The organism is Oceanobacillus sp. M60, assembly GCF_053839645.1.
In genome coordinates, this window is sequence record NZ_JBSSNH010000010.1 from 93,823 (window position 1) to 105,207 (window position 11,385).

The following is an 11,385-nucleotide window of genomic DNA, read 5'->3' on the forward strand; positions in this document are numbered from 1 at the left end:
ACAATTATGTTTAATTACCTAAAAAATGACATAAAAAAAGTGCAGCAATTTCTCACTACTGCACTTTTTTATTAAGGTAAAAATTAATTCAGTTTAAGGGTTTCTTCTTAAGATAGTGTTAAAACCTTTAATATTTATACTTTGACACTTTCTCCGATAAATCCTCAGCCATGGAAGAAAGTGATTTCGCAGATGCCGAGATTTCCTCCATGGAGGCAAGCTGTTCTTCAGAAGATGCGGCTACTTCCTCAGAGGATGCGGCATTATTGCGGGCGATGGAAGCCAGATTATTCACGGTTTCCATTAACTGCCCAACTGCGGCAGACATTTGTTCTGAGATGGCAGTTACTTCTTCCATCTGCGGTTTAATGCTTTCGCTGGAGCGGAGAATTTCACCGAATTTATCGATGGCATCATAGGATACATCCAGTCCGCTGTTGACATTGGAGGTAACCTGCCCCATTTTATCTACTGCATTCTCAACGTCTGTCTGGATTCCTACAATGATTTCCCTGATTTGCGTAGCGGAAAGCTTCGACTGTTCAGCCAGCTTTCGCACCTCATCTGCCACAACTGCAAAGCCTTTCCCATGCTCTCCTGCCCGGGCTGCTTCGATTGCTGCATTTAATGCGAGCAAATTCGTCTGTTCTGAAATATCGGTAATGGCATTTAAAATCGTGCTGACCTGCTTCGACCGTTCTAATAAGGATGAAATATTTTCATTGGTATTTTCGACAGATGATTGAATCGAGGTCATCTGATTTAATGTGTTGCTCACAGCCTGTCCGCCGACCTCTGCCTGTTCATTCATTTTTTGCACGAATTCCGTTACTTGGGCAGAGCTTTCAACGACTCTGTGCACGCCTGTAGACACTTCTTCCAGCGAATTCACTCCATCTTCCGTACCGCTTAACTGATGCTCTGCACTGGAGGATACCTCTTGAATAGCCAGGGAAACCTGCTCCGATGAGCTTGTCATCTGATCAGCATTTGCATTTAATTCCTGTGCAGAGGCGGCTACCTGCTGCGCATTATATTCCACCTCGCCAACCAGCTCCCGCAGGCTCTCTCCCATTTTATTAAAAGCAGTGCCCAGCTCGCCAATCTCATCATTTGTTTTGACTTCCACAGACTGCGTTAAGTCTCCCGTACTGATGACTTCTGCTTTTTCTTTTAAATCCTTGATTGGGCGGATAATCGAACGAATCAGAAATAAAATAATGACTGTTCCGATGACTATCGTCAGAGCCTGTACAATGGTAACCGGTGTAGAGATAGACCTGGCTGCAGCTTCTACTTCACTTTGGTCAATGGTTCCTCCCAATTTCCAACCCGTTAAACTGTTCGTATCATATACCATAATTTTAGACATATTGTTGTAATCATAGTCAAACGTCCCAGAATCATTTCCATACATATTCTGATAGAAAGCTTCTTCTGCGTCTTCTCCAACTTCTGTTTCCGGATGATAAATAAAGTTTTGATTCGTATCCAGCAGGATAGCGTATCCATTTTCTCCTATGCTCATTTCTGATACAAGCTGCTGAATAAAGTCCATGGATACATCAATACCGATGGCTCCCGAACCATCTTCCAGTGCTTTCGAAATACTGACCGCTATCTGCCCGTCCCCGCTTGCTGTCAGGTATGGATCAGAAATAATGACTTCTTCCGGATTTGCCATGGCTTCCAGATACCAGTCACGCTCTCTTGGATCGTAGCCTTCCTCCATCTCTAAGTCCGGCTGCATATGGTAATCGCCGTCTGTCGTTCCAAGATAAAATTCCGGAGCCTCTTCATGAATCTCTATGTACTCAGACATTCTTCGATCTAATTCGTCAGTATCTTCTATGACGTCGGCTGTAATTACGCTTGATAAGACTTCCATATCCCTCTGCTTCAGATCAAATGTATTATTGATTGTCTGATTTATCACCGCAGTTAATTCCTGCACCTGATCCCGCTTCTGCTGCTCTACAGTATTTGTTGAAGTAAAAAATGACATCGTACTTACGATTATTCCCGGGACGAGTAGTATTAAGAAAAAAGATAAGACTAACTTAAACCGGATTCCTTTGGCTTTAAATAATTTCTTCATTTTTTCATCTCTCCTAATTGTCTATAATTATTTATCGGAAGAAAACTGAAAAAATGTATCTAAATACAATAAATATTATAAAATATTTTTACTAATTCCATTAAAAAGAAATAAAAGGAATATAAAGTAAATTTATCATTCTTTTAGAATCAAATCATAAAATAAAAATAACCCTTTAACATTAAATCAAAAAAAACTAAATACTTCTTATAAGATAAAAGTTCCATGTATGAAAGATTGATTTTAATAAAATATCCATGATTTCCACAGGGGGAACACACCTTATTACCTATTAACCTTTTCATTTATAAAAGTACTTTCAACCTAAAAATTATAGCTGTATTTCATTTTCATTTTCCATACTAGGAATTCTGAAGCATTTTTTCTATTTTTTGTTAAAAAAAGAAGGATTTCTCGTTTTAAAGTTTATATAGTTGGGGATAAATAAAATATAGAAAGGAATGATTTTTATGCTAAGCTTTATTTGGAGTCTAATTGTTGGTGGAATTATCGGCTGGGTAGCCGGATTAATAGTAAGTAAGGATTTGCCGGGCGGAATCATCGGAAATATTCTTGCCGGTTTCATTGGAGCCTGGCTCGGTACTGCGATTCTTGGAGAACTAGGTCCGGAAATAGGCGGGTTCTCTATCGTACCTGCTTTAATTGGTGCGATTATCCTTATTCTTATTGTCAGTTTCATCATGCGACTATTCCGCCGTTAAGGACCGGATTCTAAAAGACGATACAGAGGAATGGGTGAACATAATTGAAGCAGCTGCATAAGTTAGGTATATAGTTTATGTAGAAAAGAGGAATGTATATGCACTCTGACCCAAATCATGGGTATTCTCATGCAGATGAATATCAGGTGATGGATTATCAGCATCCGGATCAGTTTGATATAACTGCTTCACCATATAATGCATACCCGGGACAGCCATTTAATCAGCATGCGCCAGAACAGCGTGCGTTCTTTTTCCCGTTCATCGGCGGATTAGCCGGCGGTTTATTGGGCAGCGCTTTTAGTCCTGGCGGAGGCCCGGGATATTATGGTCCTCCCGGGCCCCCCGGACCTCCAGGACCGCCTGGGCCAATGGGATATTATGGTCCGCCGGGTCCGCCTGGCCCTCCTGGACCGCCCGGACCACCTGGTTATTATAACGGCTACCCCTATCCACCGTACTATTAGAAAACAGAAAAAAAGAGAGAAGAACGGCATAAATTTCAACCGTTCTTCTCCTTTTTTTATTCTATCCTTCCTCTATAAAATCATCTCGCAAAGCAGTGATTTCTTCCTCTCTCAAACCAATCACTTTCAGAAAATCAGCCGCACTGCCATATTCTTTATACAAATAGTCCAAAAACGCTTCCATGTAAGCAGGTTCACAGCTCAACATCGCTTTAAATTGATTCCGTGACATCAACGGCGGACGATGATGAAGCTCTTCATCCGTTATCTTCTTATACTCGCCGTCAGCGCATAATCCTTCACGATAATATCTCTTGGCACGCCTGCTAAATCTAATAAAATAGCGGCCAGGACACCTGTACGATCCTTTCCGACCCGGCAATGGAACAGAACCGGATTTCCTTTATTCTCAAGAAAAATATCCATGATTTGTTTAAATTTCGGCTTGCTGGTCTCCAACATCAAGATGTACATTTCCACAAGACTTTTCGGCATTTTAGTCGTAAATGTAGCCGGGTCCAGCAAGGGGATATTATAAAAATCATAACGTGCTTTATCCTCTTTTCGATATTTCCCTTCCATGCTCATGCGTAAATCAATAACGGTATGAATGCCTCTTTCCTTTTGCAGAAAAGCATGCCCCTCAGGGCTCACCTGATGCAGAGAATCTGCCCGATAATACTTTCCCCATTTTGTTTGCTTGCCATCCTTCGTTGGATAGCCTCCCAAATCACGAATATTTTGTGTTCCATCTAATGCAATATGTCTTTCCGGATTAAACAATAAAGTTTCTGTTGTCACGCTTCTGCCTCCCCTTTAGTCACAAACCTTACCCTTCTATTATCTTCACATACACCGTCCGTGTTCTCGGCCCGTCAAATTCACAGAAATAGACACTCTGCCATGTTCCCAGAATCAGATGACCGTTGGAAATAATCAATGTTTCGCTGGCACCGACAACCGATGATTTCATATGTCCGTCCGAATTGCCTTCCATATGGACATAGGCTTCTTTATTTGGAAAGGTTTCGTTCAAGCCAAGCGATAAGTCACGCCGTACATCCGGATCAGCATTTTCATTAATTGTAATTCCGCCGGTCGTATGCGGACAATATACCAGCATGATTCCTTCCTGCACACCGCTCTGGTCTAAAATTTCCTCCAGCTGGCTATCCAAGAAAACAAATTCCTGCTTCTTCTTTGTTTTTATTTGAAATTCGATTGCATTCGTAGTCATGTCCTCCACCTCTTCCCATAAAAATCATTCTATCATGCGTTCTTTCAAGTATAACCCTATCTTAACGAAATATGGACAAACCAACAAATAATTAGGTAGTTTTGAAACATAACCCCTTCGTAAATCGTACAATAGGGTATAGGCTTTGTATGCTCTTCCATTCATTTGAGATAAACACATAATTTATGAAAAGGGTGATGATGTTGCGCAAAACATACATAATTCTGGCTGGTTCAGCCTTTTTTCTCCTCTCTGCCTGTTCGAGTCAGGAAAGCACAGCAGAAGAGAACGCAGAAGAAGTGCTTCAGCAGTTGCAGGAGGAGGAATATCAGCAAATTACCGACCAATATTTCTCCGCAGCACTGCAGGATGCATACCCTGCAGATGAATTACGGCTGTCCTGGGAAGCTAATCGCGGAAGTACATTTGAAGAAATTAACAATCTGGAAGCAACCGCAGATGATGACGAGACAGCTGTTTCCGGTGAAGTCATTTTTGATGATGCACGAATGGAGGTAACCATGGATTGGAATGAAGAAGAAAAACTGGAGAGCTTACAAATAGCGCGCCCAATGGAGGATTTAGCCCTCCCTGATGCTGCAGTGGAAGAGGATATCACAATAGAAGCGGAAGACGGCTACCCCCTAAATGGAAAATTGACCCTGCCCGATGAGGAAGGCGGACCATATCCAGCTGTGGTGCTTGTACATGGATCTGGTCCAAATGATATGGATGAAACTATTTTTAGCTACAAACCCTTTCAGGATATTGCTTATGGATTAGCAGAAGAAGGAATTGCGGTGTTACGTTATGATAAGCGTACGTATACACATGGAGAAAAAATGGTGGAAGAGCTGGGAGCGGCACTGACCGTTAAGGAAGAATCGGTGGATGATGCTGTGGAAGCAGCCCGCATGCTGCAAGCGGACGACCGAATTCAGACGGATCAAGTATACATCAATGGACATTCTCTCGGGGGAATGCTGGCGCCGCGCATTGACGACGAGGCAGATACAGCTGGCATGATTCTTTTAGCAGGCTCTCCCCGGTCATTATGGGAAATCCTGTACAATCAGCAATTAGATTTAGCTTCTGATAATCTGAGTGAAGAAGCACGAGAACAGCTGCAGGAACAAGCAGATGCATTTAAAGAGCTTGCCGAAAGCTTTCAAGATATGTCTCCAGAAGAAGCCATGGAATATGACATTGGCGGAATGAGCGGATATTATCTTCAAGAAATGGATCAATACGATGTCGGCCAAATTGCTCTTGATTCCAATAAACCACTGCTTATTCTTCAGGGCGAAGCAGATTTTCAGGTCACCGTGGAGAATGACTTCGCTGCATGGGAAGATATTTTTGCAGATGAATCGCAGGCAACATTAAAAACCTATCCGGACCTTAACCATAACTTTATTCTATCCCAAGGGGAAAATAAAGGCACGATAGCTGAATACAATATTCCCGGTCATGTGGATGAACAGGTTATCAAGGATATCAGCGATTGGATTCATGAACAGGCGGAATAATACAGCAATAATTCCTGAACTCCACTAATCCGGTTTACAATTTGAAAGCCGGATTATAAAATGATATTATGATATTTTATTGTGTTATTCGGCAGGGGGAAAGCTTTTGTTAAATCAATCATTAATCAAAAAAATTATTATCGGCATCTTACTTATAGCACTAGCTGTATTTTTATATTTTTACTTTTCGGTATTTATACCTGTCCTGCTGGCATTATTAACAGCAATTATTTTTGAACCGCTTGTGAAGCTGCTGCAAAAAGTATTAAAACAAGAAAAACGAATCTGGCCGGTTACCATTGTTTTTACGACCTTCGTGGTAGTGGCTTGCGGATTAATTTATGTCATGCTCACAAGTACCATCAGCCGTATCGTGGAATGGAGTTATAATGTTCCCAGATACGGAAGTGAAATTCAGACCATCATCACTGAAATTATTAACAGGTTCAATGATTTAATTGCTGATTTGCCGCAGCGTGATGCGATTATCAGTGAACTGGAACGTCAATCAGAACGGCTGTTAAACACAGGATATGACTTAGTAGAGAGTTTGATTGGCATGCTCGGTTCCTGGGTCCAATCCATTCCTAATCTGCTTTTTGTATCGCTTGTCTACCTGATTACTTTCTTTTTATTCAGTCTGGATCTGCCAAAGCTGCTCCAAGCTTTTTTCTCTCTGTTTCCAGAGACAACATCTACAAAATTAAAGACCTTCTTCCAGCGTTTAAAAACGGTTTTCTGGGGATACTGGAAAGCGCAATTCCTGCTTAGTGTAATGATTTTCATACTTACCTATGTGAGCTTATTATTTATCTCACCTCGGTTTGCGCTCTTAATGACCTTTATTATCTGGCTCGTGGACATTATTCCGCTGTATGTCGGTCCGGCATTAATTCTGGTTCCCTGGGGAGGACTGATGATGCTTATCGGCGACGTTCCAACCGGTCTGCAGCTGATGGTATTAGCCTTATTTCTCCTGGTCATCAGACGGATTACGGAGCCTAAGGTGCTCGGTGATCAAATGGGGCTCGCGGCATTGCCAACCGTTTTATCCATGTATTTTGGATTTGTCTTCTTTGGTGTGCTCGGACTTATTTTTGGTCCGTTTGTTGTCAGCGCATTTCAAGCAGCCCATGAAGTTGGCTTATTTCAATTCGTGAAGAAGAAGTCGATTGAAAAGGTAGAAGAAGAAAGTATATAGAACAAATAAAATCCGAATCTGTAAAAATCAGATTCGGATTTTTTATTATGGGGAGCCAAAACTCCCGCTGCGTAACGTTTCGTTTTATAAGCAAAGCCTCTGCTGTCTTATTTGATGATTTCATTTAATGCATGACCGACACCATTTTCTTCATTACTTCTTGTTACATGGTCTGCATATTCCTTTACTTCCGGTTCAGCATTATGCATCGCTACAGCTGTTCCTGCATATTCAAGCATCGAAATATCATTAAAATTATCTCCAATGCTGACCGTGTCCTTCTGCGGAATTTCATAATACGCTGCCAGCGCTTCTAATGCATTTCCTTTGCTGGCGTCCGGATGAGCAACCTCTAATTTTTGATAGCCCGAGGTGGTGATGGAAATATCCTCTCTGCCTTTCCAGCCTTCCGCAAGCTTCTCCAGCTCCTGGCGACGGAAGGACAAAATAAATACTTTATACGGATCCAATTCGGTTACTCCTGCTTCTAAGTAGTCATCTACTTCTACCATCCCATACTGCATATTTTGTATTCGAATAATATGCCCGGCATTTTCCTTTTCTTCCGGCGTATCAAACAAAGCTTCCTTCTCTTCTTCTAAAATCGGCTTCTTATCCTTTTGAATATAGACGCCTTTATTCGTATAAACCTCAAAATATAATCCTGCACTCGCCACCGTGTCCATGATTTCCGTCAGCTTGTCTGCAACAAGTATCTGGCTGCGGATAATTTCTCCATTCACACTGGTCAACGAACCATTCGCACAAATTAATGGAACCTCTAAATTCGCCGCATCCGCAATTTCCTGCATATCATGCAATGATCTTCCAGAACAAAAAGCAACGATATCGCCGTTTGCTTGTCTTCTATGAATCGCTTCTTGATTTTCTTCACTGATCTTTCCGTCTTCACTTAGTAATGTACCATCTAAATCAATTGCAATTAACTTCACGTGCTTCACATCCTTCCAGTTGCTATCTTACCATATTTGAAGCCATGTTGATTGCCCGGCCTGTTTTGATATATCTGTTCCGCTGTATTTCACACCTTACATACCTAATAACGTTGTTACAATCCAGCCGGAGCCATAGAATATCATAAATTGAACCCCGATTCCCACGCCAAGGAAACGATTCAATAATCCGCCGACCATTGCCATGGCAAACGTAACGGTAACACTCACCAAGCCGCCTTCATAGAACGCAAGCAAGGTAACCACTCCGATAAACATAGCAATAATGGCTTCCTGGTTAATATGCTTTAACACAAGAACCGTCGCTTTCCGCGCAAAATTCATCGAAAATGGATAGGCAATAACAGCCGCAACAATAATTCCAATCAACCCGTATAGAAGAAAATCCATCGGCTCCATTAACGTATGCAGATTATGGACCGGCTCTGTTGTAAATACAGGCGGCGCATTAAATAACGCTTGCGCCGGTCCGATTGCTACCGGACTAAGTGGAATTCCAAAGGCCACAAGCGGAATAATCGTCTCCGCAATATACGTTGATTCCGTTACCCCATTCATCGTAGAAAGGCTGGCCGTTGACTTCTTGTATTGTCCCTTTATCCTGGAACCTACCAGCTCTCCCATCAATGCGGTCATGCCGACAGGACTTAAAGCAAAGGTTAACGAAGATAAAAACGACGTCCCTCCAACCGCTGCTGTTTGTTTTTTCGTTAATACTTTAAATGGATTCGGAAAATATCCCGACCATGATTTCTTTTCTGGAGCTAATTTATATTCATTGGGCTGCTGGCGCTGAATCATCAGCCGTCCGCTTCCGGAGGTTGCTAATAAGATATCGGTAAACATAGGTCCAATTGCAATACCTAAGAAAAAGCTGATTGATAATCCGGTTCCCAGAATCGTGGTGCTGACCATATTCAACCCTTGAATTACAAGGGCAAGTGGGATAATCAAAATAATACTCGCCCAGCGACCTTTGGAAAAATACCCAATCAAAACAGCTGCTAATGTAAATATTAGCCCGGCATTCTCCTGAAAAAATTCTCCAAACTGGCTTAAGAATACAGCAAACGCCAAGGATACAGGAAGCGCAATAAATGCACCAATAATCCCGCCGGAAATCATTTTCCGCAACGCAATATGCGGCAGGCCGATGCGCCGCATAAAGTTCGCATGGTCCAGCATCGGCGTAGCCGTCGTATCTCCAGGAACACCCATTAATGCAGTAGGAATCGCATGCGTGAGATGCTTGGAAAGCACGGCAGCCATAAAAAAGGCAAAAACAGCTTCCGGAGGTGCTCCCAACAGCACTACAATCAATGTAGCGGGAACAAGCACAGCGGTTTCATCGGAGCCGGAAATCAAGCCGATTGCCGTGAAAATCAGCCCGGCTACAATCGCTAATCCGATTGATATCAGTAATACATCCATTTTCGTTCATTCTCCTCTTTCAACTATTTCTTTTCTTTCTCATCGCTTTGCGTTTGCTCATCCAGGATAAACATCTCATAAAATCCTTGTTCCTTCATCTCTGCTGTGGTCACTGGATCATTCAAGATAGAGTCACGCTCCTCCTCCATATCCAGCTGCAGCTTCTCATATATTTCCGACAATTCTGCATTGGTAGACGCCGTTTCATTTAAAATCCGCTTCGGTTTAAATAAAAACGTGTTCACAAGCAAACCTGTTACACTGCCGACGATGCCTGACAATAGAGAATAAGACAGGATCATTTCTTCTGGAGCAATCCTCGGAAAAATAAGCTCTCTGCCAGCAAAAAAGCCAAGAAAGCTCAACACCACACTGATGGAGATTGTCATGATCAAGTCTTTTCCGACAACCGTATCACCAATGATTTCAACATAGGCTTGAGAACGTTTTTGTTCTGGTTCTTCCATCTTTTTTAAACACCCTTCTATTGAAAATATCTCTGAAACAATTATTTGCAGAATGAAATAACCTGATTATACTACACACAAGCTAATTATACTAGGAGTTATTAGCAGATACTAATCACAGCATAACTTATAACCTGGAAGGCTTATCACCCATATTATCTGTTATACTAATAGCTTTGAAAGTCGGTTATACCCGAATTAAAATACAGTGAAAAAGGAGCGGTTTTTATGAAGCTGGAAACAGACAGACTCATCATTACCCCTTGTACAGAACAGACAATGACTTCAGACTATCCACGCGATCCTCATATTATCCAGCATTTACATGCATTAAAAGAAGACCCTGCTCTCTTATATTGGGGTGTTTGGCTTGTAAAACGAAAGGCAGATGACAAAATAATTGGAGATATGGGGTTTAAAGGAAGACCAGATGAAAATAAAACGGCAGAAGTTATGGATTTCTGGAAAGCTGTTGGAATAAGGGCTACGCAACAGAAGCACTTGCCGCTTTATTAAATTGGGCAAAACGTACTGCCGAAGTTGAAAAAGTTATAGCCGAAACACGTTTGGATAACCCCGCTTCCATGCGGGTGCTTGAGAAAGTGAATATGAAAAAAGAAAAGCAGACGGAATCGATGCTTTATCGGGAGTTGGATTGGGAAGATATTCATTGACATAATCGCTTCATATTCCATAAAAAAAAGGAAAGCACCTTATTGCAAAGTGCTTTCCCTCAAATTTTTTCTATTAAGTTTCTACTATTCTACTACAGTCACATTAACTTCACGCACGCCCCAGTTAAGAGCCTCATCACGTGTCGGAACATGAACATCGATTTTATTACCGTTAATTGCGCCGCCGATATCGCCCGCTACTGCATGACCATAGCCTTCAACATATACTTTTGTACCTAGTGGAATTACACTTGGATCAACAGCAATTACTTTTTCATTCGGGTTTGCGTTTAAGTCAATTCCGGTTGATGTAACACCAGAACATCCTTCACAGTTAGCTGTATATGCGGTAGAAGTTACAGAGATTGTTTCACCGCTAGCTTGTTCTTGTGTGTTGGTTTCCGTTACAGGTTCCTCATTTTCTGAGGAGTTCACAGCTTCTGCCTCTGCTTGCGCCGCTTCTTCTGCTTCTGCCTCCGCTTGTGCTGCTGCTTCAGCTTCTGCTTCCGCTTGCGCCGCTTCTTCTGCTTCTGCCTCCGCTTGTGCTGCTGCTTCAGCTTCTGCCTCTGCTTGCGCCGCTTCTTC

The 11,385-nt window shown here is 42.0% G+C and carries 12 protein-coding genes and 1 pseudogene; 5 read left to right on the forward strand and 8 right to left on the reverse strand.

Annotation, left to right across the window (positions count from 1 at the left end):
• Window positions 1–127: 127 nt before the first annotated feature.
• Window positions 128–2,098, reverse strand: a complete 1,971-nt coding sequence (locus tag ACW0TQ_RS20720) for a methyl-accepting chemotaxis protein (RefSeq protein ID WP_455725977.1) — start codon at window positions 2,096–2,098, stop codon at window positions 128–130.
• Between the two features lie 470 nt (window positions 2,099–2,568).
• On the opposite strand from ACW0TQ_RS20720, the gene ACW0TQ_RS20725 reads away from it, so the two are divergent.
• Window positions 2,569–2,820 carry a GlsB/YeaQ/YmgE family stress response membrane protein gene (locus ACW0TQ_RS20725; RefSeq protein WP_042529881.1) on the forward strand — a complete coding sequence of 84 codons (252 nt, stop codon included), beginning with the start codon at window positions 2,569–2,571 and terminating at the stop codon, window positions 2,818–2,820.
• A gap of 98 nt (window positions 2,821–2,918) precedes the next feature.
• Complete coding sequence (locus ACW0TQ_RS20730; RefSeq protein WP_042529879.1) at window positions 2,919–3,287, forward strand: hypothetical protein; 369 nt, start codon at window positions 2,919–2,921, stop codon at window positions 3,285–3,287.
• Between the two features lie 61 nt (window positions 3,288–3,348).
• Here ACW0TQ_RS20730 and ACW0TQ_RS20735 read toward each other — a convergent pair whose 3' ends face one another.
• The 3 genes from ACW0TQ_RS20735 to ACW0TQ_RS20745 are packed head-to-tail and all read right to left on the reverse strand — an operon-like array spanning window position 3,349 to window position 4,524.
• Window positions 3,349–3,519, reverse strand: coding sequence for a tyrosine-protein phosphatase (locus ACW0TQ_RS20735; RefSeq protein ID WP_455725978.1), 171 nt, complete (start codon window positions 3,517–3,519; stop codon window positions 3,349–3,351).
• Window positions 3,520–3,551: 32 nt separating this feature from the next.
• Window positions 3,552–4,088, reverse strand: a complete 537-nt coding sequence (locus tag ACW0TQ_RS20740; protein ID WP_455725979.1) for a tyrosine-protein phosphatase — start codon at window positions 4,086–4,088, stop codon at window positions 3,552–3,554.
• A gap of 28 nt (window positions 4,089–4,116) precedes the next feature.
• The gene (locus ACW0TQ_RS20745) at window positions 4,117–4,524 is read right to left on the reverse strand and encodes a secondary thiamine-phosphate synthase enzyme YjbQ (protein WP_042529877.1); all 408 of its coding nucleotides are present in this window, start codon (window positions 4,522–4,524) and stop codon (window positions 4,117–4,119) included.
• A gap of 203 nt (window positions 4,525–4,727) precedes the next feature.
• Between ACW0TQ_RS20745 and ACW0TQ_RS20750 the strand changes: the two genes are divergently transcribed.
• A complete protein-coding gene (locus ACW0TQ_RS20750) occupies window positions 4,728–6,053 on the forward strand; it encodes an alpha/beta hydrolase (RefSeq protein ID WP_332094421.1) in 1,326 nt (441 codons plus the stop codon).
• 106 nt (window positions 6,054–6,159) lie between these two features.
• Complete coding sequence (gene ytvI / locus ACW0TQ_RS20755; protein ID WP_455725980.1) at window positions 6,160–7,254, forward strand: sporulation integral membrane protein YtvI; 1,095 nt, start codon at window positions 6,160–6,162, stop codon at window positions 7,252–7,254.
• A gap of 107 nt (window positions 7,255–7,361) precedes the next feature.
• Here ytvI and ACW0TQ_RS20760 read toward each other — a convergent pair whose 3' ends face one another.
• The 3 genes from ACW0TQ_RS20760 to ACW0TQ_RS20770 all read right to left on the reverse strand — a co-directional run bounded on the left by ACW0TQ_RS20760 (window position 7,362) and on the right by ACW0TQ_RS20770 (window position 10,126).
• Entirely contained in the window at window positions 7,362–8,207 is an 846-nt protein-coding gene (locus ACW0TQ_RS20760; RefSeq protein WP_455725981.1) for a Cof-type HAD-IIB family hydrolase, read from the reverse strand.
• Window positions 8,208–8,303: 96 nt separating this feature from the next.
• Window positions 8,304–9,659, reverse strand: coding sequence for a tripartite tricarboxylate transporter permease (locus ACW0TQ_RS20765; RefSeq protein ID WP_193064879.1), 1,356 nt, complete (start codon window positions 9,657–9,659; stop codon window positions 8,304–8,306).
• Between the two features lie 23 nt (window positions 9,660–9,682).
• Complete coding sequence (locus tag ACW0TQ_RS20770; RefSeq protein WP_455725982.1) at window positions 9,683–10,126, reverse strand: hypothetical protein; 444 nt, start codon at window positions 10,124–10,126, stop codon at window positions 9,683–9,685.
• Window positions 10,127–10,354: 228 nt separating this feature from the next.
• Here ACW0TQ_RS20770 and ACW0TQ_RS20775 point away from each other — a divergent pair.
• Window positions 10,355–10,800 (forward strand): annotated as a pseudogene (locus ACW0TQ_RS20775) (GNAT family N-acetyltransferase).
• Between the two features lie 84 nt (window positions 10,801–10,884).
• Here ACW0TQ_RS20775 and ACW0TQ_RS20780 read toward each other — a convergent pair.
• Window positions 10,885–11,385: 3D domain-containing protein (locus ACW0TQ_RS20780; protein WP_455725983.1), on the reverse strand; the 501-nt coding region annotated here is incomplete at its 5' end.